This window comes from Streptomyces sp. NPDC098101 (genome assembly GCF_044760185.1).
In the GTDB taxonomy this organism is placed as follows: domain Bacteria; phylum Actinomycetota; class Actinomycetes; order Streptomycetales; family Streptomycetaceae; genus Streptomyces.
In genome coordinates, this window is the sequence record NZ_JBIWAS010000005.1 from 330,454 (window position 1) to 353,219 (window position 22,766).

The 22,766-nt window shown below is 72.9% G+C and carries 26 protein-coding genes; 16 read left to right on the plus strand and 10 right to left on the minus strand.

Annotated elements, in window-relative coordinates; all coding sequences use genetic code 11:
* Positions 1 to 24 precede the first annotated feature (24 nt).
* From ACIQVI_RS24400 to ACIQVI_RS24415, 4 genes are read left to right on the plus strand one after another with little or no spacing between them, the layout of a single operon-like run.
* Positions 25 to 408 (plus strand): ArsR/SmtB family transcription factor, encoded by a 384-nt coding sequence (locus tag ACIQVI_RS24400; protein WP_403599365.1) that lies wholly within the window; start codon positions 25 to 27, stop codon positions 406 to 408.
* Positions 408 to 1,154, plus strand: coding sequence for an aquaporin (locus ACIQVI_RS24405; RefSeq protein ID WP_403599368.1), 747 nt, complete (start codon positions 408 to 410; stop codon positions 1,152 to 1,154). Before ACIQVI_RS24400 ends, ACIQVI_RS24405 begins: the two co-directional genes overlap by 1 nt.
* A 2-nt stretch (positions 1,155 to 1,156) precedes the next feature.
* The gene (locus ACIQVI_RS24410) at positions 1,157 to 1,576 is read left to right on the plus strand and encodes an arsenate reductase ArsC (protein WP_403599805.1); all 420 of its coding nucleotides are present in this window, start codon (positions 1,157 to 1,159) and stop codon (positions 1,574 to 1,576) included.
* Positions 1,573 to 2,073 (plus strand): GNAT family N-acetyltransferase, encoded by a 501-nt coding sequence (locus tag ACIQVI_RS24415; RefSeq protein ID WP_403599371.1) that lies wholly within the window; start codon positions 1,573 to 1,575, stop codon positions 2,071 to 2,073. Before ACIQVI_RS24410 ends, ACIQVI_RS24415 begins: the two co-directional genes overlap by 4 nt.
* A 14-nt stretch (positions 2,074 to 2,087) precedes the next feature.
* On the opposite strand, the gene ACIQVI_RS24420 is transcribed toward ACIQVI_RS24415, so the two are convergent.
* Both ACIQVI_RS24420 and ACIQVI_RS24425 read right to left on the minus strand, forming a co-directional pair.
* Entirely contained in the window at positions 2,088 to 3,860 is a 1,773-nt protein-coding gene (locus tag ACIQVI_RS24420; protein WP_403599374.1) for a hypothetical protein, read from the minus strand.
* 93 nt (positions 3,861 to 3,953) lie between these two features.
* Positions 3,954 to 4,769 (minus strand): diacylglycerol kinase, encoded by an 816-nt coding sequence (locus tag ACIQVI_RS24425; RefSeq protein WP_351973459.1) that lies wholly within the window; start codon positions 4,767 to 4,769, stop codon positions 3,954 to 3,956.
* A 110-nt stretch (positions 4,770 to 4,879) separates the two neighbouring features.
* On the opposite strand from ACIQVI_RS24425, the gene ACIQVI_RS24430 reads away from it, so the two are divergent.
* Entirely contained in the window at positions 4,880 to 6,163 is a 1,284-nt protein-coding gene (locus ACIQVI_RS24430; protein WP_351973460.1) for an adenylosuccinate synthase, read from the plus strand.
* A gap of 61 nt (positions 6,164 to 6,224) precedes the next feature.
* On the opposite strand, the gene ACIQVI_RS24435 is transcribed toward ACIQVI_RS24430, so the two are convergent.
* Positions 6,225 to 8,093 (minus strand): serine/threonine-protein kinase, encoded by a 1,869-nt coding sequence (locus tag ACIQVI_RS24435; protein WP_403599378.1) that lies wholly within the window; start codon positions 8,091 to 8,093, stop codon positions 6,225 to 6,227.
* A gap of 60 nt (positions 8,094 to 8,153) precedes the next feature.
* Here ACIQVI_RS24435 and ACIQVI_RS24440 point away from each other — a divergent pair, with 60 nt between their 5' ends.
* The gene (locus ACIQVI_RS24440) at positions 8,154 to 8,636 is read left to right on the plus strand and encodes a hypothetical protein (protein ID WP_403599380.1); all 483 of its coding nucleotides are present in this window, start codon (positions 8,154 to 8,156) and stop codon (positions 8,634 to 8,636) included.
* Here ACIQVI_RS24440 and ACIQVI_RS24445 read toward each other — a convergent pair.
* Positions 8,633 to 10,219: a PstS family phosphate ABC transporter substrate-binding protein gene (locus ACIQVI_RS24445; RefSeq protein WP_403599383.1), complete on the minus strand. Its 1,587-nt coding sequence runs from the start codon at positions 10,217 to 10,219 to the stop codon at positions 8,633 to 8,635. The genes ACIQVI_RS24440 and ACIQVI_RS24445 overlap by 4 nt on opposite strands.
* A 269-nt stretch (positions 10,220 to 10,488) precedes the next feature.
* Here ACIQVI_RS24445 and ACIQVI_RS24450 point away from each other — a divergent pair, with 269 nt between their 5' ends.
* From ACIQVI_RS24450 to ACIQVI_RS24460, 3 genes are all read left to right on the plus strand, one after another.
* The gene (locus ACIQVI_RS24450) at positions 10,489 to 11,430 is read left to right on the plus strand and encodes an NADP-dependent oxidoreductase (protein ID WP_403599386.1); all 942 of its coding nucleotides are present in this window, start codon (positions 10,489 to 10,491) and stop codon (positions 11,428 to 11,430) included.
* Positions 11,431 to 11,579: 149 nt separating this feature from the next.
* Entirely contained in the window at positions 11,580 to 12,524 is a 945-nt protein-coding gene (locus ACIQVI_RS24455) for an FG-GAP repeat domain-containing protein (protein WP_403599389.1), read from the plus strand.
* Positions 12,525 to 12,698: 174 nt separating this feature from the next.
* On the plus strand, positions 12,699 to 13,583 hold the full coding sequence (locus tag ACIQVI_RS24460; RefSeq protein WP_351973062.1) for a glycoside hydrolase family 19 protein: 885 nt from the start codon (positions 12,699 to 12,701) through the stop codon (positions 13,581 to 13,583).
* 64 nt (positions 13,584 to 13,647) lie between these two features.
* On the opposite strand, the gene ACIQVI_RS24465 is transcribed toward ACIQVI_RS24460, so the two are convergent.
* From ACIQVI_RS24465 to ACIQVI_RS24475, 3 genes are all read right to left on the minus strand, one after another.
* Positions 13,648 to 13,869 carry a hypothetical protein gene (locus tag ACIQVI_RS24465; protein ID WP_403599393.1) on the minus strand — a complete coding sequence of 74 codons (222 nt, stop codon included), beginning with the start codon at positions 13,867 to 13,869 and terminating at the stop codon, positions 13,648 to 13,650.
* Positions 13,870 to 13,999: 130 nt separating this feature from the next.
* Positions 14,000 to 14,239, minus strand: a complete 240-nt coding sequence (locus tag ACIQVI_RS24470) for a DUF397 domain-containing protein (RefSeq protein WP_351973060.1) — start codon at positions 14,237 to 14,239, stop codon at positions 14,000 to 14,002.
* Positions 14,236 to 15,072, minus strand: coding sequence for a helix-turn-helix transcriptional regulator (locus ACIQVI_RS24475; protein ID WP_351973059.1), 837 nt, complete (start codon positions 15,070 to 15,072; stop codon positions 14,236 to 14,238). The genes ACIQVI_RS24470 and ACIQVI_RS24475 overlap by 4 nt, the downstream gene beginning before the upstream one ends.
* Before the next feature lie 156 nt (positions 15,073 to 15,228).
* Here ACIQVI_RS24475 and ACIQVI_RS24480 point away from each other — a divergent pair, with 156 nt between their 5' ends.
* Positions 15,229 to 15,675 carry a hypothetical protein gene (locus ACIQVI_RS24480; RefSeq protein ID WP_351973058.1) on the plus strand — a complete coding sequence of 149 codons (447 nt, stop codon included), beginning with the start codon at positions 15,229 to 15,231 and terminating at the stop codon, positions 15,673 to 15,675.
* On the opposite strand, the gene ACIQVI_RS24485 is transcribed toward ACIQVI_RS24480, so the two are convergent.
* Together ACIQVI_RS24485 and ACIQVI_RS24490 are read right to left on the minus strand one after the other, a co-directional pair.
* Complete coding sequence (locus tag ACIQVI_RS24485) at positions 15,617 to 16,102, minus strand: MarR family winged helix-turn-helix transcriptional regulator (protein WP_403599398.1); 486 nt, start codon at positions 16,100 to 16,102, stop codon at positions 15,617 to 15,619. The genes ACIQVI_RS24480 and ACIQVI_RS24485 overlap by 59 nt on opposite strands.
* Positions 16,099 to 16,704 carry a DJ-1/PfpI family protein gene (locus tag ACIQVI_RS24490; RefSeq protein ID WP_403599401.1) on the minus strand — a complete coding sequence of 202 codons (606 nt, stop codon included), beginning with the start codon at positions 16,702 to 16,704 and terminating at the stop codon, positions 16,099 to 16,101. Before ACIQVI_RS24490 ends, ACIQVI_RS24485 begins: the two co-directional genes overlap by 4 nt.
* Before the next feature lie 133 nt (positions 16,705 to 16,837).
* Between ACIQVI_RS24490 and ACIQVI_RS24495 the strand changes: the two genes are divergently transcribed.
* The 3 genes from ACIQVI_RS24495 to ACIQVI_RS24505 all read left to right on the plus strand — a co-directional run bounded on the left by ACIQVI_RS24495 (position 16,838) and on the right by ACIQVI_RS24505 (position 19,776).
* Entirely contained in the window at positions 16,838 to 18,199 is a 1,362-nt protein-coding gene (locus ACIQVI_RS24495; RefSeq protein ID WP_403599404.1) for an aspartate aminotransferase family protein, read from the plus strand.
* Positions 18,200 to 18,281: 82 nt separating this feature from the next.
* A complete protein-coding gene (locus ACIQVI_RS24500; protein WP_351973054.1) occupies positions 18,282 to 18,989 on the plus strand; it encodes a GntR family transcriptional regulator in 708 nt (235 codons plus the stop codon).
* Between the two features lie 133 nt (positions 18,990 to 19,122).
* Positions 19,123 to 19,776: a hypothetical protein gene (locus tag ACIQVI_RS24505; protein WP_403599407.1), complete on the plus strand. Its 654-nt coding sequence runs from the start codon at positions 19,123 to 19,125 to the stop codon at positions 19,774 to 19,776.
* A 35-nt stretch (positions 19,777 to 19,811) separates the two neighbouring features.
* On the opposite strand, the gene ACIQVI_RS24510 is transcribed toward ACIQVI_RS24505, so the two are convergent.
* On the minus strand, positions 19,812 to 20,549 hold the full coding sequence (locus ACIQVI_RS24510) for an SLATT domain-containing protein (protein WP_403599808.1): 738 nt from the start codon (positions 20,547 to 20,549) through the stop codon (positions 19,812 to 19,814).
* A 332-nt stretch (positions 20,550 to 20,881) separates the two neighbouring features.
* Between ACIQVI_RS24510 and ACIQVI_RS24515 the strand changes: the two genes are divergently transcribed.
* The 3 genes from ACIQVI_RS24515 (at position 20,882) to ACIQVI_RS24525 (ending at position 22,625) form a co-directional block, all read left to right on the plus strand.
* Positions 20,882 to 21,217: a YbaB/EbfC family nucleoid-associated protein gene (locus tag ACIQVI_RS24515; RefSeq protein ID WP_351973051.1), complete on the plus strand. Its 336-nt coding sequence runs from the start codon at positions 20,882 to 20,884 to the stop codon at positions 21,215 to 21,217.
* Positions 21,218 to 21,321: 104 nt separating this feature from the next.
* Positions 21,322 to 21,921, plus strand: coding sequence for a recombination mediator RecR (gene recR, locus ACIQVI_RS24520; RefSeq protein ID WP_121829781.1), 600 nt, complete (start codon positions 21,322 to 21,324; stop codon positions 21,919 to 21,921).
* Positions 21,922 to 21,962: 41 nt separating this feature from the next.
* On the plus strand, positions 21,963 to 22,625 hold the full coding sequence (locus ACIQVI_RS24525; protein ID WP_351973050.1) for a DUF5063 domain-containing protein: 663 nt from the start codon (positions 21,963 to 21,965) through the stop codon (positions 22,623 to 22,625).
* Positions 22,626 to 22,766 lie beyond the last annotated feature (141 nt).

A 22,766-nucleotide genomic window follows, 5' to 3' on the forward strand; every position in this document is an offset into this window, starting at 1 on the left:
ATAGATGGCTGTCAATATCGACGCATGTCGAAATGGGAACTGCCCCTGGCCGAGCCGGACGAGACGGCGGTCTGCTGCTCGCCGATGGTCCGGGAGCCGCTGGACGAGGCCTCCGCCGTCGACCTGGCCAAGGCGTTCAAGGCCCTGTCCGACCCGGTGCGGCTGCGCCTGCTCTCGCTGATCGCCTCGCACGAGGGCGGCGAGGCGTGCGTCTGCGACCTCACCGGCCCGTTCGACGTCTCGCAGCCGACGATCTCCCACCACCTGAAGGTGCTCCGCGACGCCGGCCTGGTCGGCTCCGAGCGCCGGGGCACCTGGGTCTACTACTGGATCCTGCCCGCCGCCCTCGCCCGGCTCTCCTCCCTCCTCCGGGCCCCGGCCGACGCCGTGCCCGCCGGAACGCCCTGATGGAAGCGCCGCTGCGGCGCCGCGCGCTCGCCGAGCTGGTGGGCACGGCCGCCCTCGTGGCCGTCGTCGTGGGCTCCGGGATCCAGGCCGCCGGGCTGACCCAGGACGTCGCCGTCCGGCTGCTCGCCAACGCGCTGGCCACCGTCCTCGGCCTCGCCGTGCTGATCGCCCTGCTCGGTCCGGTCTCCGGTGCCCACTTCAACCCGGCGGTCACCCTGGCCCTGTGGTGGACCGGGCGCCGCGACGGCACCGGGCCGGCGCCGCGCGACGTTGCGGCCTACCTGCCCGCGCAGACGCTCGGGGCCGTCGGCGGCGCGGTCCTGGCCCACGCCATGTTCGCCGGCCCCCTCGTCTCCCCCTCCGCCCACGACCGGTCCGCCGGCCACCTCTGGCTGGCCGAGACCGTCGCGACCGGGGGCCTCGTCCTCCTGGTCCTCGGCCTCGGCCGGACCGGGCGGCGGCACCTCGCCCCGATGCTGGTGGCCTCCTACGTCGGCACGGCCTACTGGGCCACCTCGTCCACCGGCTTCGCCAACCCGGCCGTCACCGTCGGCCGGGCCTTCTCCGACACCTTCGCGGGCATCGCCCCGGCCTCCGTACCGCCCTTCGTCGCGTCCCAGCTCCTGGGAGCCGGAGCGGGAGTCGTCCTGGCCACCGCCCTCTTCGGCCGCGCTCCGGAAACCGGCCGCGCCCCCCAGCCAGGGCCCGCACCCGCACCCGCTCCGCCCCGGAAAGTACCCACATGACCATGTCCCCCGCCCCGCCCCCCTCCGTCCTCTTCGTCTGCGTCCACAACGCCGGACGGTCCCAGATGGCCGCCGCCTTCCTCGCCCGCCTCGGCGGCGACCGCGTCGAGGTCCGGTCCGCCGGATCCGCCCCCGCCGACGCGGTGAACCCGGCCGTCGTGGCGGCCATGGCCGAGGTGGGCGTCGACATCGCCGCCGCGATCCCCAAGGTGCTCACCGCCGAGGCCGTACGGGCCTCCGACGTGGTCGTCACCATGGGCTGCGGCGACGCCTGCCCGTACTTCCCCGGCAAGCGCTACCTCGACTGGACGCTCGACGACCCCGCGGGCCGGGGCGTGGAAGCGGTCCGGCCCATCCGCGACGCCATCGAGCGGCACGTCCGCGACCTGCTCGCGGAGCTGGGCGTCGAGGCCCGCGCATGAGCGGCGCCGTACGCCTCGCCGCGATGCGCCCCGAGCACGCCGACCGGGTCCTGGAGATCTACCGGCTCGGCATCGCGACCGGGGACGCGACCTTCGAGACCACCGCGCCCGCCTGGCCCGAGTTCGACGCCGCCCGCCTGCCGGACCACCGCTTCGTCGCCTTGGACCGGGCGGACGGCGTCGTCGGCTGGACCGCCGTCACCCCCGTCTCGGACCGCTGCGCCTACGCGGGCGTCGTCGAGCACTCCGTCTACGTGCACCCCGACGCCCGGGGCCGGGGCGTCGGCCTCGCCCTGCTCACCGCCCTGCTCGCCTCCACCGACGCGGCCGGCGTCTGGACCGTCCAGTCCGGGGTCTTCCCCGAGAACACCGCCAGCCTGGCCCTCCACCACCGCGCGGGCTTCCGCACCGTCGGCACCCGAGAACGCCTCGGCCGCCACCACGGCACCTGGCGCGACGTCGTCCTGCTCGAACGGCGCAGCCCGGTCGTCGAATAGGCCACCGGCAGGCGTTACGGAAGCGTCTGGGGGGCGGACAGCAGCGGGGGCGCGAGCCGGTTCAGCAGGGACGCGGCCTCCGCCGTGCCCGCTTCCCGGTACGGGCCCGCCGGCCACAGGGGACGGTCCTCGATCCACGGCACCACGACCGGCTGCCCGTCGTCGGAGCGGTCCAGCCAGCCGCGCAGGTCCGCTGTTCCGGTGGGGGCCGTCGGCAGGCCGAGGCGGGGCTTCTTCTGCGGGCCGGGCGGCAGCAGGGACAGGACCGCCTCCGGCAGGTCGTCCGGGCCGCCGTGGGCCGGGAAGAGGACGAGCACGGGAGAGTCGTCCCGCGGGTCGTACAGCAGCGCGTACCGGCGGACGACGGGTACGGGGGCGGTCGCCGCCCTGACCAGGAGCCGGGCGGCCCCCGCCCCGCCCGTCAGGACCCGGAAGGTCCAGAGGGCCAGGAGGAACAGGGAGACGGCGCCCAGTCCGAAGAGGTAGACGCGCTGGAACCCCTCCAGGGGCAGCAGCAGGACGCCGCCCGCGAACGCGCAGCAAGCCGCTGCGGACAGCACCTCGCTCAGACCGGAGGCCCGCCGCAGGCCCCGCACCCGCCACCACGGAGCCGACCGCACGTCCGCCTCGGGGCGGCGCGGCCCCGGCGCGGGCTGCCGCCCGGCGAGGGCGACCAGGCGTTCGTACGTCGGGGAGGGCGGAGTTCCGGAGGGCGTCGCGGCGGCCGGAACCGGGGCCGGAACCGGGACTGGGATCGGGATCGGGATCGGGGCGTTCGGTCCGCGTCGCCTTCGCCACAGGCTCACGCCGCCGCCGACCAGTCCCACGAGGAGACCGAGGACGCCGGCCGCCGCGAGGCCGTCGGTCACGTCCCGGGCCGGGGAGCCGTGCGGTTCGCCGTCGACCCAGCCGTAGAGCTCGCCCTTCCAGGGGCCGTACGACACGGCGAAGGCCGTCTCCCACCGCGCGAGCAGCGGGTCCCGGTCGGGGTCGCACCTGAACGGGCCGGTGCGTTCCCGCCCGTCCCACGGGTCCTTCCAGCGGACCACGCAGTCGCCGTCGGGCTCCTCGCTCAGCACGGTCAGGTCGATCTGCGGGTCGGCGTCCGACGCGAGGGTCCAGGGGACGGCGGGGGCGAGGACCAGGACCGAGGCCAGGACCAGCCAGCGCCAGCGGCCCCGGCGGCGGGCCTTCGGCGGGGAAGCGGTTCCCTTTCCGGACGGTCGCGGACCGGGCGGGGCCACCAGGGCCGGCAGCCCCCGCTCCTCCGCTCGCCGTACGACCCGGCGCCGCGCGCCCCCGCCCCGTACCGGCTTCGCCCAGAACAGTTCACCGCTGTGGGGACGCATGAGCACCCCGCCCGTGCGCGGGTCGCCGCACCACCACAGCACGCCGCCCGGGCCCGGCCGGGCCGCGTCCTGGCGCCACCGCACGGCCGTGACGGTGAGCGGCCACCGTTCGCCGGTCGCGGGGGAGTGCAGGACGACCACCGGGGAGTGCAGGCGGCGGGCCACCGGCACGGCGGTGTGCGCCGACCACTCCCCGGCGGCGAGCACGGCCCGCATCCTGCGGGCGATCACCAGGGCCCCGGCCCCGACGAGGACGAGCGCGACGCCGAAGCAGACGGCCCACGCCACCACGTCACCGGTCCAGGCGGGCCCCGACAGGACCCCGACGACCACACCCCCGACGAGCGCGACGACGCCCCCGGCCAGCGTCTGCCCGGCCCGCTCCCGGTACCGGTCCAGCGCCTCGGCGGTCCCCGCCGTGTCCAACGCGCGCGTCATCACGCCCCCCCTCGGTCTCCCCGCCCGTGACGCTATCCGCCGCCCGCGCGGAGTTCCCTTCACGCTCCCGGCAACCTCACCCCCTCCCCGGCGTCACACCCTCGGCAGCCTCAACCCCCACGCCCCCTCCCGCACCGTCCACGTCCGTCTCCGTACCGGTCCCGAGAGGCGGCCGTCCGCGCGGTAGTGGAAGTCCGGGCCCGAGACGGTGAGGGTGCGGGCGGTGGCGCGGCGGGGCGGGGAGGACGGGGGGTGGACGGTCACCTCGGCCGTGCCGGCGACCGAGCGGGCCGTCAGGGCCTCCAGCGGGGCGTCGACGTCCGCGAGCAGGACGCCGTCCGCCTCCACCCGCAGGGGATGCGTGCGGACCGCCGGGGGCACCAGGGTGCGGACCAGCGAGCGGCAGGTGTCCCAGACCGACGCGGCCGCCGGGGCCGGGACGGGGACGGCCGGGACCAGGAGGTCGCCGAGGACGACGCCGTCGCTGTCGTCCACCAGGAGGTCCAGCCGGCGCACCGCCCCCTCCAGGGCCGCCCGCGCCGCCGTCGGCGTGGAGCGCGGCACGCCGAGCGCGTACGCCACCTCCAGGGACTCCGGAGCCCCGATCGGGACCAGTGCCAGGGCCCCCTCCGCCAGCTCCCGCTCGCGGTGCAGCAGCGCCACCGTGCGCAGCAGGGCCCGGTCGTCCCCGAGCAGCACGGGGCGCCGGGAGCCGCGCCTGGCCAGGGCCCGGGAGAATTCCTCCGGGCCGTCCGGCAGGCAGATCTTCGCCTCCGCGCCCGCGGACAGCACATCCTTCGCGATCCGTACGGACTCGCCGTCACTTCGGCGGGCGACCGGGTCGACGATGACCAGCAGCTGGTCGTGATCCGACACCTCGGTCCTTCCTCGGGTAGCATCTTTGTGCAAGAGCCCCTTGCGCTATTGCGCCAGGGGCTTCGTCTATTCCGGGGCACACCGGTGAGGCGGCGTACGCCCCCTGACCTTGGACATGCCCCACCCGGAAGGGGTGTACGCCTGTGCCCGCACTTGTGCTGCTCGGTGCTCAGTGGGGTGACGAGGGCAAGGGAAAGGCCACCGACCTGCTCGGTGGATCCGTTGACTATGTGGTGCGCTACCAGGGCGGCAACAACGCCGGCCACACGGTCGTCGTGGGCGACCAGAAGTACGCGCTGCATCTTCTCCCTTCCGGAATCCTCTCGCCGGGGTGTACCCCGGTGATCGGAAACGGTGTCGTCGTCGACCCGGCGGTCCTGCTCTCCGAGCTGAGCGGACTGAACGAGCGAGGCGTCGACACGTCGAAGCTCCTGATCAGTGGCAACGCCCACCTGATCACCCCGTACAACGTCACCCTCGACAAGGTGACGGAACGGTTCCTCGGCAAGCGCAAGATCGGGACCACGGGCCGTGGCATCGGTCCGACCTACGCCGACAAGATCAACCGCGTCGGCATCCGGGTCCAGGACCTGTACGACGAGTCGATCCTCACCCAGAAGGTCGAAGCGGCCCTGGAGGGGAAGAACCAGCTCCTCGCCAAGCTGTACAACCGGCGGGCCATCGAGGCCGGGCAGATCGTCGAGGAGATGCTCCAGTACGCGGAGCAGATCAAGCCGTACGTCGCCGACACCACCCTGATCCTCAACAACGCGCTCGACGAGGACAAGGTCGTGCTCTTCGAGGGCGGCCAGGGCACCCTGCTCGACGTCGACCACGGCACGTACCCCTTCGTCACCTCGTCGAACCCGACCGCGGGCGGCGCCTGCACCGGCGCCGGCGTGGGCCCGACGAAGATCTCCCGGGTCATCGGCATCCTCAAGGCCTACACGACCCGCGTCGGCGCCGGTCCGTTCCCGACCGAGCTCTTCGACAAGGACGGCGAGGACCTGCGCCGCATCGGCGGCGAGCGCGGCGTCACCACCGGCCGCGACCGCCGCTGCGGCTGGTTCGACGCGGTCATCGCCCGCTACGCGACCCGCGTCAACGGCCTGACCGACTTCTTCCTCACCAAGCTCGACGTGCTGACGGGCTGGGAGCAGATCCCGGTCTGCGTCGCGTACGAGATCGACGGCAAGCGCGTCGAGGAGCTGCCCTACTCGCAGACCGACTTCCACCACGCGAAGCCGGTCTACGAGATGCTGCCGGGCTGGTCCGAGGACATCACCAAGGCCAAGACCTTCGCCGACCTGCCGAAGAACGCGCAGGCGTACGTGAAGGCCCTGGAGGAGATGTCGGGCGCCCCGATCTCCGCCATCGGCGTCGGCCCCGGCCGCACCGAGACGATCGAGATCAACTCCTTCCTCTGACGGGAGTGCGTGCGAGGGCCCGCCCTCCGGTCACCGACCGGGGCGCGGGCCCTCGCCCGTTCTAGGACCGCCGCTGGTACTCGCCCGGCTCCGCGTCCACCATCGGGTAGACCAGGAGCCGGTCCGCGCCCTTCCACTTCACGATCTGGAGGTAGCCGGAGCCGTTCTCGGCGCATTCGGAGTCCCAGGCGGCCGGGTCCCGCACCTGGGGGCCGATCACCAGGAGGTTTCCGGTGCCGCCGAGGACGGCGGTGGAGCCGCAGGAGATCGTCTCGGGGGTGGGGGCGCCGTCCTCGTCCGTGCGCGGGAAGACGTCCCGGAAGCGGATCACCCGGGTGCCGACCGGCCCCTGGGTGACCGTCACCCACGTGCCGTACCGGCCGTCCTGGTCGCCGTAGACCTCCGGCCGGGGGACGTTCTGCCACTCGCCGAGGAAGCGGGCGGGGACGACGGACGTGCCGGTGGGGGCCTTGCGGAAGGTGGCCTTCGCGGCGCCCGAGGTCCACTCCAGGACGTCGGGGGAGCGCAGGGCGAGGGTCTGGTGGGCGGCCGGGGTGCAGCGCGCGGCGGGCACGCTGGTCGTCACGTCGGACTCGCCGTACACGACCTTGTCCTCGTCGGCCGAGACGAGCCGGGAGCGGCCCATGCACAGGCGGCTCTCGGACACCTGGACGTAGACGGCGCTCTTGGCGCCGGCCGGGCCCTGGGTGATCTCGATGCGGGCGGTCTCCCTCGGGTGGTCCTCCCCGCCCTGGAGCACGCCCTCCCAGGCGCCGAGGAAGGCCGCCGGGACGATTCCGGCGGGGGCGGGGGAGGTGCCGCCCGTCCGCCCCTTCCCCTGTCCCCGCTCCTTCCCGTCGGCGCCGGTGCCGGGCCAGACGGCGTACGTGACGGTGGCGGCGGCCGCCACCGCGAGGACCGTGACGGCGGCGAGCAGGGTCCGTCGGCGCCGGGGGCGGGGCGGGGTGACGGTCGAGCCCCGGCCGGTTCCGGGGCTTTCGGTGGGAGTCGGGTCCTCGGCAGCCGTACCACCGGAAACCGCCTCCGCTTCGAGCAGGCGCGCCGCGTGCCGTCCGAGCCGGGCGAGGACGTCCGCCGGGAGCCAGGGGTCGGTGACCGGCAGGGCCTCGACGAGTTCGCCGGTCGAGGGGCGGGCCGCCGGGTCCTTGGCGAGGCAGGCCCGGATCAGGCCGGAGAGCGCGGGCGGCAGGTCCGTCAGGTCGGGCTCGTCGTGGGCGATGCGGAACATGGTGGCGTGGACGCCGCTGTCCGCCGAGCCGAACGGGGCGCGGCCGGTCGCCGCGTAGACGAGGACCGAGCCCAGGCAGAAGACGTCCGACGCGGGCGTCAGGCGCTCGCCGCGCACCTGCTCCGGCGACATGAAGCCGGGGGAGCCGACGACGGCCCCGGTGGTGGTGAGGTCGCCGCCCTCGGCGACCGTGTCGACGGCGCGGGCGATGCCGAAGTCGATGAGCTGCGGTCCGTCGACGGTCAGCAGGACGTTCGAGGGCTTGAGGTCCCGGTGGACGAGCCCGGCGGTGTGGATGTGGTCGAGGGCGCGGGCGAGCCCGGCCGCCAGGGTCCGTACGGTCTCGGTCGGCAGCGGCCCGTACTCGTCGCCCACCACCGTCCGCAGCGACGGGCCCGGCACGTACCCGATGGCGACCCAGGGCGCCTCGGCGTCGGTGTCCGAGCCGAGGACGGGCGCCGTGCCCGTGCCGCCGACCCGCTCCAGGGCGGCGACCTCGCGGGCGAACCGGCGCCGGAACTCGTCCCGGGCGGCCAGTTCCGCGTGCACCACCTTCACGGCGACCGTCCGGCCCCCGGCCGAGCGCGCCAGGAACACCCGGCCCATCCCCCCGACCCCGAGGCGGCCGATCAGTCGGAACGGGCCGATGCGCACCGGGTCTTCCGCGTTCAATGGCTCCACGTCGTCAGAGAATGCCAGACCCGTCCGTGCCCGGGGGGCCGGAGGTGTGACCATGGGGTGATGGCCCCTCCCGATCCTTCCGCCCCTCCCGATCCTTCCGAGCCGTTCGACGTCCTCTCCCTCCGCCTCGTCCCCGCGGAGCCGGGGTCGTGGCGGCCGTCGGCGCGGATCCGGGTGGCGGTCGACGGGGTGGACGTCGTGGAGGCGATCCATCCCGGCAGCGACGCGAGCCTCTTGCGGGAGATGCTGACCGGCCCGCCCGGGACGTGGCCGCTGAGGGCCGGCGCCGAACCGAGGCGGTTCGAGCTGTCGAACAACCACTGCGTGACCGACTGCTGCGGGGGCGTCTTCGTGACCGTCGAACGCTGCGGCGGCCTGGTGGTGTGGACGTGGGAGAACACGGACGACATCCGGGTGCGGCTGCCCCCGGACTCCCACTTCGACGCCGACCGGTACGACGCCGAGCTGGACCGCTTCGCCGCCGCCCACGGAGGGGGAGAGCCGCTCGAAGGTACTGGCACCGATCGGCCCGACGGGACCTAGAAGGCCTGCCCGTCCCCGCAGGCCCGCAGCCCCTTGGGGGTGGCGCAGGGCAGGTGGCCGTGGACGCGGACGAGGTCCTGGCCGCCGCCCCGGGTGAGGTAGGCGAGGAAGGCGGCCGTCAGGGAGCCGGTCGGGGGCTCGCCCCAGGTGTAGGCGTACTCGATCTCCCGGTACGGGTAGCCGGACGCGCCCGGCCCGTCGACGCCGGTACCGGCACCGGCGTCGGCGTCGGCTTCGCGGCCGTCGATCGCCACCCGGTGCAGGCCCTTCACGCTGCCGCTCGCGCGCAGTTCGCCGTAGCCGATGGCCCCGGGGAGCCGGGCGACGGTGTCCAGGACCTGTTCGGTGGAGTCGAGTTCGCAGCGGGTCACCCGCGCGCGGGGGTCGTCGCGGTGCTCGCAGTCGAGGGAGGAGTGGGCCGGTTCGTTCTCCCCGAGGACCCGGCGCTGGAAGACCTCCCGGGTGCCGGAGCCGGCGTTCCGGCTCACCAGCCGGATCGGCAGGTTCGGGCCGCCGAGCACGCTCCAGTTGGTGATGTCGCCCCGGTAGATGCCCCGGATCTGCTCCCGGCTCAGGTTGGCGACGGACGTCCCGTCGTGGACGACGAGGGCGAAGAGGGAGACGGCGACCGGGGTCTGCCGCAGCTCCGGATGGCCGTTCGGCCCGTGTCCGTCGGAGAGCGCGACGACGGCGGGCGGGCCCTTCTTCGCGGCGGCCGCCTTCTTCCCGGCGGCGTCGAGGGCCCGGACGCCGGTGGTCGAGCCGTGCGCGTCCACGGTCACCGTCGCGCCCGCGCAGTCCTTCTCGTACTGCTTCGCCACCTCCCTCGCGACGGGCGCGAAGGCCGTCGAGCCGGTGACCGTGAGGGTGCCCCGGGCGCAGCCGATCGGCGGCGGGGCCTCCTCCCGGACGATGATCGCGGCGAGGGCGACGACGCAGGCGGTGAGGCCGACCGTGACGGACAGCGCGGCCCGGCTGAAGACGGGCGGCTTGTCGTCGGGGGTGATGCTGCGGGTGGGGTGGACGCGGCCCTCGGCGATGTTCCCGTCGACCTTGACCTCGGCGCCGATCGGGCCGCCGCCGAGCAGGACGAGCAGCTTGTAGTACGCGCCCCGGTTGAGCGGGACCTTCGGCAGGGCGATGCTGCGGGCGCCCTCGGCGGGGCCCGTCCAGGTGTCGGGGAAGTGGCTGAGGAGCCGGGGGTGGTCGGGGGCGGTGACGACGACCGCCTTCACGTGCCGTTCTGTGAACTCCACCGTGAGCCCGTGGTCGTCCCCGTCCGTGTAGTGCTCGTGGGCGACGGTCAGGGCCCCGTCGTTCTCGATCCTGAGCAGGACGAGGGTGGCGTCCTCCAGGTCGGGGGTGGCGTTGAAGTAGCCGCGCCGCACGGCCGCGCCGGTGCCGGTGGCGGCCCCGGCGGCGCCGTTCGCCCCGGAGCCGATGGCCGTGTCCAGCTGGATGCGGTAGCCGATCCGCCGCTGGCGCAGCACCCACCACTGGTACCAGGCGACACCGATCGAGACGAGGACGCCGATGAGCGCGGTGACCACGGCGATGAGGTTCTCGGAGGTGAGCCAGTCCATGCGCGCGACGGTACGGACACGTGTGCGGTTCCGTGGCGGACGTCGTCACCCGTCACCTGGTGTTCTTCCTTCCGCAAGCCGGATTCCGGCCGCGTTCCCGGCGGCCCGCCCGGCCGCCCGCCCGGCCGCCTTCCCGGAGCGTCGCGCGGGCGGGCCATCAGCGGTTGCCGGGGGTGGGGAGCCTCTGTGTAATGGCCACGAGGGGGCATCCGTACGAGGAGTACACGAGCAGTACACGAAGCGGTACACGAGCAGTGCAGGAGTGCCCCATGCGCGTCGTCGAAGTGATCTCCTACGGCGGACCCGAGGTCCTCAGGATCGCCAACCGTCCCGAGCCGGAGGCCGGTGACGTCCCGGGCCGGGTGCGCGTACGGCTCAAGGCCGCCGCCGTGCACCAGGCGGACCTGAGGATCCGCTCCGGGCAGTGGGCCGCCTTCCTGGGCGAGCTGGCCCCGCCCTTCGTCCTCGGCTTCGACTTCGCGGGCGTGCTCCTGGACGCCGCGCCGGGCCTCCCCGAGGGCACCCGGGTGGCCGGTTTCATCCCCTGGGTGACGGAGGGCACGGGGGAGGGCTCGTACGCGGAGGTGATCCGCGCCGACCCCGAGTGGCTGGCGCCGATCCCCGAGGACATGGAGTTCACCACGGCCGCCTCCGTGCCGCTCTCCGCCCTCGCGGCCTACCAGGCCGTCGACGAGCTGGACCTCCCCGAGGGCTCCCCGGTCCTGGTCAGCGGGGCCGGCGGGGTGGTGGGCCGCTTCGCCGTCCAGCACGCCACCGCCGCGGGGTACCGGGTGATCGCCCTCGCCGAGGAGGACGACCGGCACGAGCTGCTCCGGCTCGGGGCCGAGGAGCTGATCCCGCGCGGCGACCCGGCGGACGTCGTCGCCAAGGTGCGCGCCCACGTCCCCGAGGGGGTCGCGGCCGTCCTGGACGCCGCGCTCATCGGCGCCCCGCTGCTGCCCGCCCTGCGGGACGGCGGGACCTTCGTCTCGGCCTCCGGGGAGCGGCTGCCGGACCGGGTCCGGGACATCGACGTCACCGCGATCCGCCCCCGCCCGGACGCCGCCCGCCTGAAGGCGATCCTGGACGGCGTCGCCGCCCGCGAGCTGACCACCCGCACGGCGGACATCGTCCCCCTGGCCTCGGCCGCCGAGGCCCACCGCCGCGCGGAGGCGGGGCACCGGCCGGGGCGGATCGTGCTGCTGATCTGAGGGCCCGGCCCGCGACGCTCATCGGTGGGCGCACGTGGTGCAAGTGACAGGGATCTCCTGTGCGTTCGGTGAAGCTCGTGTGAGAGGCTTCGGAGCACCGGCGGTTCGCACCACGCGCCGCCGATGAATGACGCAGGGGGGACATCTTTATGATCAAGAACCGACGTCGGCACGTGCTCCGGGGGGCGCTCGTGGCCACCGCCGTCACCGTCGCCGCGGCGACCGCCGCGGGCACGGCCTTCGCCGCCGGTGCTCCGGTCGGACCCGGCCAGGCCCGCGCCGAGGCCAAGGCTCAGTTCCTGGCCGAGCGCACCTCGCGGGTGGGCGCGTTCGACGCCCAGGACGAGCTGATCAAGGCGCCCATCTTCATCATGGACGGCATTCACAAGAAGAGCGGGGAGCACTACTTCTTCGTCCCCAACCTCAACGGCGGCTTCGCCCCCGCCGAGGGCGTCGGGCCCGCCGAGCCCGGTGTCGTCGACATCATCGGTCTGGACCTCGACCAGGACAACCTCGCCGACGGCGAATGGACCCTCTTCAAGAACGGTGACCTGCGGTTCAGCGGGATCGTCGGCGAGGATTACGTCGAGAAGAAGGTCGGCAACGGCTGGAACACCTACACCACGGTCTTCTCGCCGGGCAGCATCGGCGGCGCCAAGGAGTACGACCTCCTCGGCGTCGACAAGGCCGGTGTGCTGTGGAGCTACCTCTCCTACCCGGACGGCCGTCTCACCGCCCGTACCAGGGTCGGTGGCGGCTGGAACACGTACAGCCAGATCGCCGGTCTGGGCGACCTGACGGGTGACGGCAAGGCCGACATCGTGGCCAGGGACAAGACCGGTGTCCTGTGGCTGTACAAGGGCACGGGGAACTACAAGGCCCCCTTCGCCGCCCGTACGCAGATCGGTGGCGGCTGGAACACGTACGACCGTGTCCTGTCCGTGGGCGACCTCGACTTCGACGGCAAGACGGACCTGATCGCCCGCAAGGCGAACGGCGAGCTGTACCGCTACTCGGGTACGGGCAGCGCCGCGGCTCCGTTCGCGAAGCCGGTCAAGATCGGTCACGGCTTCCAGAGCTTCAACCTGCTGTAACCAGCGGGGCGTTGCCCTGAACAACGGGCCCGGAGCGGACGGTTTCGTCCGCCCCGGGCCCTTCGCGTGCCCGCCCCCTGTCACGAATTCTGGTCTAGACCTTGACAGGTCCAGACCAATCACGCTTCGCTGGCCCTTCCCGAACCCGGACCCCCCCACCCGGAAGGACGAGCGATGCTCCGCAAGCTGCTCACCCTGTTCGCCGCGCTCTGTACGGCCGTAGGCCTCGCCGTACTGCTCCCCGCGACCACCGCCGGTGCCGCCCCGGCCTGTGTGACCGCCTGGAACTCCTCCACCGTCTACACCGGCGGCAAGACCGCCTCGTACAACGGCCGCAACTGGTACGCGAAGTGGTGGACCCAGAACGAGCGCCCCGGCTCCTCGGACGTCTGGCGCGACGAGGGCGCCTGCGGCACCGGCGGCGGTGGCGGCGAGAACCCCAACTTCGTCGTCTCCGAAGCCCAGTTCAACCAGATGTTCCCGAACCGGAACCCGTTCTACACGTACGCCGGCCTGGTCAACGCCCTCAAGTCGTACCCCGGCTTCGCCAACACCGGCAGCGACACCGTGAAGAAGCAGGAGGCCGCGGCCTTCCTCGCCAACGTCTCCCACGAGACCGCCGGGCTCTACTACATCGTCGAGCAGAACACGGCCAACTACCCCCACTACTGCGACCGGAACCAGCCCTACGGCTGCCCCGCCGGCCAGGCCGCGTACTACGGCCGCGGCCCGATCCAGCTCTCCTGGAACTTCAACTACAAGGCCGCCGGTGACGCCCTCGGCATCGACCTCCTGGGCAACCCGTGGCGCGTCGAGCAGGACCCGGCCGTCGCCATGGCCACCGGCCTCTGGTACTGGAACACCCAGAACGGCCCCGGCACGATGACCGGCCACAACGCCATGGTCAACGGCGCGGGCTTCGGCGAGACGATCCGCTCGATCAACGGCACCCTGGAGTGCAACGGCGGCAACCCGGCCCAGGTCCAGAGCCGGGTCACCAAGTACCAGCAGTACACCCAGATCCTGGGCGTCCCCACCGGGGCGAACCTGTACTGCTGACGTCCGCACGGGTACGTCGGTGAGGGGCCGGTCCGCGCGCCAGCGGGACCGGCCCCTCTCGGCGTCACGGGAAGAGGGCGACGAGGACGCTTCCCGGCAGGAGCGCGCAGAGCGCGCAGAGCGCGCAGAGCGCGCAGAGCGCGAAGACCGCGACGAACTTGACGACCCCGCCCTCGGAGCGGTGCGTCGTCCCGACCGGCTCCGCCGGCTGGGTCGCGCAGAAGCGCCGGTCCTCGTCCGGGTCGGGCAGGCACACCCGGTAGTGCACCCGGGGCTTCCCCTCCATCCAGTCGTTGAGGACGGAGACCGCCTCGCCCCCTATGCCGTGGCGACGCAGCTTCCCAGCCTTGGATCAGGCGAGGAAGTTGCCGGTCGCCAGGACGGGGGCGAGCACGTACAGGAAGCCGCCCGCGCCGTCAGCTCTGCCAGGCGACGAACTCGCTCCACGCGGCGGGCTCCACGGCGAACGTGGGCCCGCCGTCCTGCTGCTTGGAGTCCCGCAGGTGCACGGCGTGCGTGCAGGTGGCGACCTCGACGCAGTTGCCGCCGCTGGCGTCGCTGTACGAGGACTTGCGCCACGCGAAGGCCACCTCGACGCAGTTGCCGCCGCCACTGTCGCTGTAGCTGGACTTGAACCACTGCAGGGTGTCGTTCATCTCCGTACTCCCGCCAACTCCTCGATGAAGCCCAGCGACCTGCGCGGATCCAGGGCCTGTGCTCGGATCTTCGCATACTGCTGCATGTGCCCACTCACCTTCGCCCGGTCGGTGATCAGCAGGCTCTCTCGCTGAACCTCCAGGTAGGTCACCCGGTCGTGGACCGAGGTCTCCACGATGTTCAGCTCGCCGTGTGCGCCTGCGTACTCTCCGCCCAGCGCCGCGTCCATGGGGAGCACCTGAAGGTTCACGTTCCTCCTCCGCGCGCACTCCGCCAAGTACTCCAGCTGCTCCCGCATGACCTCTTTGTTCCCGAACGGTCGCTTCAGCACCGACTCGTCGAGGATCAGCTCGATCTCGCACACCGGCTTCCGGTCGAACAGCACCTTCCGTGCCATCCGGCCCACCACCAGCTCCTCGGCCCGTTCCGGCGTCGGCTCCGGGTAGCCGCCCGCGATCAGCGCCCGCGCGTACGCCTCCGTCTGGAAGAGGCCGTGGACGACGTGGTTCGCGTACAGCCACAGCGCCACCGCCTTCTGTTCGATCGGCGCGTACCCCCGGAACTGTTCCGGCAGTTTCTCCAGCCGTACGAGTTCCCGCAGCTCCTCGAAGACTCCCGTTCCGCTGCTCAGTGCCTGTTCGAGCTGGACGAGCATTTCGTCGCTCACCGGCTGGATCATCCGCTCCATCGCGCTGATCGCCGCGCCGGTATAACCCATCACCGAGCCGAGCTGTTCCTGCGTCATTCCTTTCCTCGTGCGCATTCTCTTGGTCAGCGACGCCGCCATCCGGGCCGCCGGACCCACCGGTTCCTTGTTCTCCGCTCGCACCATCGCGCTCCCCATTCGAACTCAACCGGTCTCAACCGGTCTCAACTGCTCCCCGCCCAATTCGACTGCATTCAAGCTGCGTTGACGCAGGTCGACAGAGTGTCGACGCACCGTCAGCAGTCGTGGAAAACGCTAGCGTCGGCGCGGGAACATGTCCCCGTGATTGAAGAGAATCGGGAAGTAAACGTCGACTGGATTCCAGTTTCCGGATTCCAACTTCGTAAGGCCGGCGTACAATTCGACGCCGTTCGAGTGGACGGCGAGGACGGGCGTCGGCTGGCCGACTGGATGGAGGCGCTCACCGACGGCGACCCGGGGCCGGTCGTCATCGAGGCGAACGGGCGGCGCGGGGTCTACTTCCTGGTGCCGCCGGGGACGACGTCCCACAAGTCGTGGCCGCGCGGGGTGACCCGGTTCAGTGCCGGGCCCGCGCACGTGAGTTACGTACCCGTGCCCGCGCTGACCGGTCGGACCTGGCCGCTCGCGTGGCGGTGTCTGCCGACGGGGCCCGACCGGTTCGTGCATCCGCTGCTCCTGAGGAGCGCGGTCACGGAGCTGATGGAGCGGCGTCCGCTGCTTCCGGCTCAAACGCCTCCAGAGCCGTGAGGGCCCGGGAGAGCCGATCCAGGACCCGTACGGTCTCGTCGAAGGCCTCCTGGCCGCCCAGTTCGCGCCGGAGCAGCGCCGCGAGCTCCGCGTGGCCCGGGTCGACGCGGCGGACCGCCGCCCGGCCCGCGTCGGTGGGGGCGAGGAGCTTGGCGCGGCGGTGGGCCGGGTTCGGCTCGTAGGACGCCAGGCCCTCCCGTACGAGGAGGTCGGCCACCCGCTGGACGCTCTGGCGGGTGATGCCCATGACGCGGGCGATCCCGGCGACCGGCAGGGGTTCGGGGAGTACGGCTCCGAGGACCTGCCACCAGGCGGCGGTCAGGCCCGCCGGCTCGGCCAGCTTCTCCGAGACGGCGAGGAACTGGCCGTTCAGCCGGAAGACGCCCAGGGCCGTGCGGGAGAGGGCGTCCTGCTCCGCGCGGCTCATCCGTTCAGCTCGGCGAAGGCCGCCGGGTCCGAGTCGTGGAAGAGGCGGAACCAGGCGTCCCGCTTCCCCTCGTACGCCCCGAGGCGGGCGAAGATCTCGCGGGCGAAGGCGACCGGCTCGGTCGGGCCCGCCGTGATGAGGTCGCCGTCCCGGACCGCGTCCGCGTCGACGTAGTGCTCGGCGCCCTTGTAGCCGGTGGCGGCCAGGTAGAAGGAGACCGCGCTGGTGTGGCGGCGGTCGTCGAGCAGGCCCTCGCGGGCCAGGCCCGCCGTGGCGCCGCAGATCGCGGCGACCGGGACCCCGGCGTCGAGGAAGGCGCGGGCCTTGGCGGCGAAGGGGGCCAGCTCGTCGCCCTCGTCGTACTTCTCGGCCCCCGGCAGGATCAGCAGGGCGCTGTCCTCGGGGGCCAGGTCGGAGAGGGCCAGGTCGGGGACGATCCGGATCCCGGCGAGCGTGGTGACGGGCTCTCCGGCGACCGGGCCGACGGTCCTGATCGTGTGTCCCGCGCGGGCGAGCCAGGCCGTGGCGTGGCCGGTCTCCCAGTCCGCGAGGGTGTCGTAGACGGCGAGGTGGACGATGCGGGTGCCGCTCTCGTTTGTCATGACAGTAGACTGTCGTTTCGACAGCATCCTGTCAAGAGTGCGGGTCGGGAGAACAACGTGTCGCGTCCCTCCCGGTCTCGGTGGACAAGATGGCCATGGCCCTTCCCACCTGCGTTTCCTTACCCTCGGCCGCATGACCCCTCACGCCGCACCCGATCCGCGGGCCGGAGCCGCCGTCAAGGCCGCCGACCGCGCCCACGTGTTCCACTCCTGGTCCGCCCAGGGCCTGATCGACCCGCTCGCCGTCGCCGGCGCCGAGGGTTCGTACTTCTGGGACTACGACGGGAACCGCTACCTCGACTTCACCAGCGGCCTCGTCTACACCAACATCGGCTACCAGCACCCCCGGGTCGTCGCCGCGATCCAGGAGCAGGCCGGGAAGCTCGCCACCTTCGCGCCCGCCTTCGCCGTGGACGTCCGCTCCGAGGCCGCACGCCTCATCGCCGAGCGCACCCCGGGCGACCTGGACAAGATCTTCTTCACCAACGGCGGCGCCGAGGCCGTCGAGAACGCCGTCCGCATGGCCCGGCTGCACACCGGCCGCACCAAGGTGCTCTCCGCCTACCGCTCGTACCACGGCGCCACCTCCACCGCGATCAACCTGACCGGCGACCCGCGCCGCTGGGCCTCCGACACCGGCTCGGCGGGCGTCGTGCGCTTCTGGGCGCCCTTCCTCTACCGCTCGCCCTTCTACGCCACCACCGAGGCGGAGGAGTGCGCGCGGGCCCTCCAGCACCTGGAGGACACGATCGCCTTCGAGGGTCCGGCGACGATCGCCGCGATCATCCTGGAGACCGTCCCCGGCACCGCCGGGATCATGACCCCGCCGCCCGGCTACCTCGCCGGGGTCCGCGAGATCTGCGACCGGTACGGCATCGTCTTCGTCCTGGACGAGGTCATGGCCGGCTTCGGCCGCACCGGCAAGTGGTTCGCCGCCGACCACTTCGACATCGTGCCCGACCTGCTGACCTTCGCCAAGGGCGTGAACTCCGGTTACGTGCCGCTCGGCGGCGTCGCCATCAGCGCCGAGATCGCCGCCACCTTCGACAAGCGCCCGTACCCCGGCGGCCTGACCTACTCCGGCCACCCGCTGGCCTGCGCCGCCGCCGTCGCCACCCTTCGGGTCATGGAGGACGAGAAGGTCGTCGAGCACGCCGCGCACATCGGCGAGACCGTCCTCGGCCCCGGCCTGCGCGAGCTGGCCGAGCGCCACCCCTCGGTCGGCGAGGTCCGCGGCCTGGGCGTCTTCTGGGCGCTCGACCTGGTCAAGAACAAGGAGACGCGCGAGCCGCTCGTCCCGTACAACGCGTCCGGCGAGACCAACGCGCCCATGGCCGCCTTCGCCGCCGCCGCGAAGAAGCACGGCCTGTGGCCCTTCGTGAACATGAACCGCACCCACGCCGTCCCCGCCTGCAACGTCTCCGAGGCGGAGGCCAAGGAGGGGCTCGCGGCCCTGGACGCGGCCCTCTCGGTGGCCGACGAGCACACGGTCTAGACCACCGCCCGAACGCGTACCGGAGAGGTTCCCTCCGTCTGGACTAGGGTGTCCGCAGCCGGACGGAGGGGACCCACCACACATGCCCGAGAGCGGAGGCGTCACCCGCAACACCCTGCGACAACAGATCGCGGACGCGCTGCGTGACGAGGTGCTCGCGGGCCGTCTCAAGGCCGGGCGGGAGTTCACCGTCAAGCAGATCGCGGAGCAGTACGGCGTCTCGGCCACGCCCGTGCGGGAAGCCCTCGTGGACCTCTGCGCGCAGGGCCTCCTCGACTCCGACCAGCACCGCGGCTTCCGCGTCCACCAGTACTCCGTCGACGACTACCGGCGGATGGTGGAGGCCCGGATGCTCGTCGTCGAGGGCATCTTCCGCCGCCGCGCCGCCGCGACCCGGCCCCCGGCCCCCGAACTCGGCATCGGGGTCGCGCTCGTCTCCGTGCGCCGCCGGGGCGAGGCCGCCGCCCGCGCCGCCCGCGCCGGTGACCTGGACGTCCTCATCGGCTACGACATCCGCTACTGGCGCGAGCTGGGCCGCCTGATCGCCGCCAACGACCACCTCGCGGACTTCCTGCACCGGCTCCGCGTCCAGGCCTGGGCCTTCTCCGTGCCCCACCTGCGCTCCGAACGGAACCTCCTGGGGTGGCTGTGGAGCGGCCACGTGGACCTGGTCGACGCGGTCACCCGCGGCGACGCGACGGCGGCCGTGACGGTCGTACGGGAGTACAACGCGCACGCGCTGGAGTGGGCGGACCGGCTGGAGCTCCTGGAACGCCGGGGCGGGGCCTGAGCGGCGGGCGGTTCCCGGGCGGGGCCCGGCGGGTTGAGGGCCCGTCTCCGGGGGCAGGTCCTCAGCGGGTGGGCGTCGTCGGACGATCCGACTACCCTGGCCGTCCCTGCAACTGACGGAGAGCGAGCCTCCCTTGGCCTGTGACCTGTGGCTGGTCCCCCTCGTCGACGTGCTGTGCCACAGCCCCGACAACCCCTTCGCCCAAGAGATCGCCGCCTACGACGCCGTCCTCAGCGCCTCCGGCCTGCCGACCGTGCCCGTCTACGCGTACATGCCGGGGCTCTCCGGCGACGTCGCCCCGGTCGCCGGCTTCGACTACGAGGCCCTGCACTTCCTGCGCCGCGCCTACCTGCTCCAGGTGCACGGGCTCCCGGTCGAGCCGGTCGGCGAGCTGGGCGGGGACTACGAACAGCTCCTGGAGATGTTCGAGTCGACCGCGCAGCAGTCGCACCTGGTCTGGCACTACGACCACGCGGGCGCGTACGTGCCGGTCGACTTCCCGGCACCGCTCGCCAGCGACGAGCTCCTGGAGGGCGGCGGCCCGCTCGGCTCCTCGCACGGGCTGCTGCGGGAGCTGGAGTTCGTGGCGCCCTCGATCGGCATCGACCCGGCCAACCCGCCGGCCGCCCCGCTGCCGCCGGAGCGGCCGACCGCCCTGGAGGAGCCGGCCGTCGGCCCCTCCCCGTACGACCAGGGGCCCTTCGCCCGGGAGCGGCACGTGTGGCTGGGGCTGCACGCGGCGGCGACCCGGAGCCTGGCCCAGGGCTCGATGATCATCCTGAGCTGAGCCCGGACGCCGTGCCCCGCGCCCCCGGAGAGGCCTCAGCGGGTCTCCGGGGGCCGCTGGCGCGGCATGTTCGGCCGGGTCCCCGGCGGCAGCGGGAAGCGGCCGCCCGCCGGCGGGGCGCTCTCGGGCCGGGACGGCATCACGCCGACCGACTGGAGCGCCAGCGGCGCCGGGCCCGAGCGGAACTCGACCATCCAGTCGGCGGTCTCCGCCCGTACCAGCTCCGTCACGTCCTCCGAGAAGCGGCGCAGCACGCCCAGACAGCGCTCGGCCGCCTCGCTGGCGGTGCCCTCCGTGGGCCCCAGGACCTCCCGGACGCTCTCCGAGGCCCAGTCGAACTGGAGCGCCTGGAGGCGCCGCTGCACCGCCTGGGCCGTCGCCACGTCCCTTATCCAGCCCGACGTCACCCCGAAGTACCGGTCGCAGGCCAGGCAGGCGGCGCCGAGCAGCAGCGAGAGGTAGCCCCAGCCGGCCGTGCCCGCCGCGACCCCGGTCAGGTCGAGCAGCGGCAGCGCGGCGCCCGCGATCACCCCGACGGCGGTACCGATCCGCAGGAACCGGGCGGTGCGGCGCTTCCAGACCCGGTCGGCGAGGTACCACTCGGCGGTGCGCAGGGCGTTGCCCTCCACCCAGCGGTACAGCTCGTCGAGCCGTTCGGCCGGCTCGCCCCAGTCCCCCAGGGGGAAGGGCCTGCCGGTCAGGTCGCGGCCGCCCGGAACAGGGCCGGTCGGATCGGGGTGGACGTCTCCCCCGGGGTGCCCCGGCGGCTGCATCTCCGGCTGCTGGCTCACCGGGGGACTCCTCTGTTCAGCTCAGCGCCTCCGCTCGGTGCGGCGCTCGTGTCGCTCGTGTCCTTCTGTGGCGTGCGGTGCACGTGGTGCCTGCCCTTCCTACCGCCGAATGGAGGGCGGTGGGCCCGGAATCCCAGGATTTCCGCCCGCAAGTGGGGGTTGATCAGGTAGAGGAGCCTGCAGTTTCTCACCCGAAAGAGTGATGGAGGCAGGGTGGGCGGGGACCACGTAGGCTCGGCGTACCGAGCCGGACATATGGACCGGACGTACCGACCAGACGTACCAACCAGACGTACCGACCCTCAGGAGTGACCGTGATTCCCGGTGGTGGCCAGCCCAACATGCAGCAGCTTCTCCAGCAGGCCCAGAAGATGCAGCAGGACCTCGCCCGGGCGCAGGAGGAGCTCGCCGCGACCGAGGTCGACGGTCAGGCGGGCGGCGGCCTGGTCAGGGCGACCGTGACCGGCTCCGGCGAGCTGCGCGGCCTGGTGATCGCCCCCGAGGCGGTCGACCCGGAGGACACCGAGACGCTGGCCGACCTGATCGTCGCCGCCGTGCAGGCCGCCAACGACAACGCGCAGCAGCTCCAGCAGGCCAAGCTGGGCCCGCTGGCGCAGGGCATGGGCGGCCTGCCGGGCCTCGGTTTCTGAGACCCCCGCCCGGGGTCCGTCCACAGCACCGCCTCCGCCGGGGTTCTAAGGTCCGGCCCCAGCCACTACCGTAAGAATCAAGCACCCCCGAGAAGGGCGTTCCGTTGTACGAAGGCGTGGTTCAGGACCTCATCGACGAACTGGGCAGGCTGCCCGGCGTCGGTCCCAAGAGCGCGCAGCGGATCGCCTTCCACGTCCTCCAGGCGGAGCCGACGGACGTCCGGCGGCTCGCGCACGCGCTCCTGGAGGTCAAGGAGAAGGTCAGGTTCTGCGCGGTCTGCGGCAACGTGGCACAGCAGGAGCAGTGCAACATCTGCCGGGACCCGCGCCGGGACACGACCGTCATCTGCGTGGTCGAGGAGCCCAAGGACGTCGTGGCGATCGAGCGGACGCGGGAGTTCCGCGGCCGCTACCACGTTCTCGGCGGCGCGATCAGCCCCATCGAGGGCGTCGGCCCGGACGACCTGCGCATCCGCGAGCTGCTCGCGCGGCTCGCGGACGGCACGATCACCGAGCTGATCCTCGCGACCGATCCGAACCTGGAGGGCGAGGCCACCGCGACGTACCTGGCGCGGATGATCAAGCCCATGGGCCTGCGGGTCACCCGGCTCGCGAGCGGCCTCCCGGTCGGCGGCGACCTGGAGTACGCGGACGAGGTGACCCTGGGCCGCGCCTTCGAGGGCCGGAGGCTGCTGGATGTATGACGACCCAGCCCACGTGTGGGTGCTCCGAGGAAGGCAGTCCCATGTCTGACCCCACCTTGCACTCCGTCACGCAGGACCCCGACGACTTCGCGGTCCAGATCGCCGACTCCATCGAGAGCTTCATCGTCGCGACCACCGAGGTGGCCAAGGGCGACGAGCCGGACAGCACGGTGCCCTTCCTGCTCCTGGAGGTCTCCCAGCTGCTCCTGGCGGGCGGCCGGCTCGGCGCGCACGAGGACATCGTCCCGGACGAGCGCTACGAGACGGACACCGGTCCGGAGCCCGACGCGGACGACCTGCGCGAGCGGTTCGCCGCGCTCCTGGACCCGGTCGACGTCTTCTCCGAGGTCTTCGACCCGTACGAGCCGCGCAAGGCGCCGGTCCCGGCCCGGATCTCGGACAACCTGGCGGACATCGTCGCCGACCTGAGCCACGGCCTGGCCCACTACCGGGCGGGCCGGACCAGCGAGGCCCTGTGGTGGTGGCAGTTCTCGTACTTCTCCAACTGGGGCCCGACCGCCTCGGCCACCCTCCGCGCCCTCCAGTCCCTCGTCGCCCACGTCCGCCTCGACCAGCCGCTCGCGGCCCTGGACGGCCTGGACACGGACGAGGACCTGACCGAGGACGACCTCGCCGAGGAGGCGGGCCGGGTGATGATCCAGGAGATCGCGGGGCCGCTGGGGCTGCGCTCGCTGAAGCACTGAGCGCCGCGCCCGCCGGGGCCATCCGGGACATTTCGTCTTCGTGATCACGTGGTGAGCCGGTCGTCTCACCATGCGATACCTCGTAGGCGTTTTCGAGTCCCTCGTTAGACTGAGCCGATCGCAGCGCCGGCTGCGGCACAG

Excerpts from the sequence above, each read along its gene's own strand:
- ACIQVI_RS24400 (WP_403599365.1), top strand. The coding sequence starts at position 25 with ATGTCGAAATGGGAACTGCCCCTGGCCGAGCCGGACGAGACGGCGGTC.
- ACIQVI_RS24405 (WP_403599368.1), top strand. The coding sequence starts at position 408 with ATGGAAGCGCCGCTGCGGCGCCGCGCGCTCGCCGAGCTGGTGGGCACG.
- ACIQVI_RS24410 (WP_403599805.1), top strand. The coding sequence starts at position 1,157 with ATGTCCCCCGCCCCGCCCCCCTCCGTCCTCTTCGTCTGCGTCCACAAC.
- ACIQVI_RS24415 (WP_403599371.1), top strand. The coding sequence starts at position 1,573 with ATGAGCGGCGCCGTACGCCTCGCCGCGATGCGCCCCGAGCACGCCGAC.
- ACIQVI_RS24420 (WP_403599374.1), bottom strand. The coding sequence starts at position 3,860 with ATGACGCGCGCGTTGGACACGGCGGGGACCGCCGAGGCGCTGGACCGG.
- ACIQVI_RS24440 (WP_403599380.1), top strand. The coding sequence starts at position 8,154 with ATGGCCCCTCCCGATCCTTCCGCCCCTCCCGATCCTTCCGAGCCGTTC.
- ACIQVI_RS24445 (WP_403599383.1), bottom strand. The coding sequence starts at position 10,219 with ATGGACTGGCTCACCTCCGAGAACCTCATCGCCGTGGTCACCGCGCTC.
- ACIQVI_RS24450 (WP_403599386.1), top strand. The coding sequence starts at position 10,489 with ATGCGCGTCGTCGAAGTGATCTCCTACGGCGGACCCGAGGTCCTCAGG.
- ACIQVI_RS24455 (WP_403599389.1), top strand. The coding sequence starts at position 11,580 with ATGATCAAGAACCGACGTCGGCACGTGCTCCGGGGGGCGCTCGTGGCC.
- ACIQVI_RS24460 (WP_351973062.1), top strand. The coding sequence starts at position 12,699 with ATGCTCCGCAAGCTGCTCACCCTGTTCGCCGCGCTCTGTACGGCCGTA.
- ACIQVI_RS24465 (WP_403599393.1), bottom strand. The coding sequence starts at position 13,869 with ATGGAGGGGAAGCCCCGGGTGCACTACCGGGTGTGCCTGCCCGACCCG.
- ACIQVI_RS24470 (WP_351973060.1), bottom strand. The coding sequence starts at position 14,239 with ATGAACGACACCCTGCAGTGGTTCAAGTCCAGCTACAGCGACAGTGGC.
- ACIQVI_RS24475 (WP_351973059.1), bottom strand. The coding sequence starts at position 15,072 with ATGGTGCGAGCGGAGAACAAGGAACCGGTGGGTCCGGCGGCCCGGATG.
- ACIQVI_RS24485 (WP_403599398.1), bottom strand. The coding sequence starts at position 16,102 with ATGAGCCGCGCGGAGCAGGACGCCCTCTCCCGCACGGCCCTGGGCGTC.
- ACIQVI_RS24490 (WP_403599401.1), bottom strand. The coding sequence starts at position 16,704 with ATGACAAACGAGAGCGGCACCCGCATCGTCCACCTCGCCGTCTACGAC.
- ACIQVI_RS24495 (WP_403599404.1), top strand. The coding sequence starts at position 16,838 with ATGACCCCTCACGCCGCACCCGATCCGCGGGCCGGAGCCGCCGTCAAG.
- ACIQVI_RS24500 (WP_351973054.1), top strand. The coding sequence starts at position 18,282 with ATGCCCGAGAGCGGAGGCGTCACCCGCAACACCCTGCGACAACAGATC.
- ACIQVI_RS24510 (WP_403599808.1), bottom strand. The coding sequence starts at position 20,549 with ATGCAGCCGCCGGGGCACCCCGGGGGAGACGTCCACCCCGATCCGACC.
- ACIQVI_RS24525 (WP_351973050.1), top strand. The coding sequence starts at position 21,963 with ATGTCTGACCCCACCTTGCACTCCGTCACGCAGGACCCCGACGACTTC.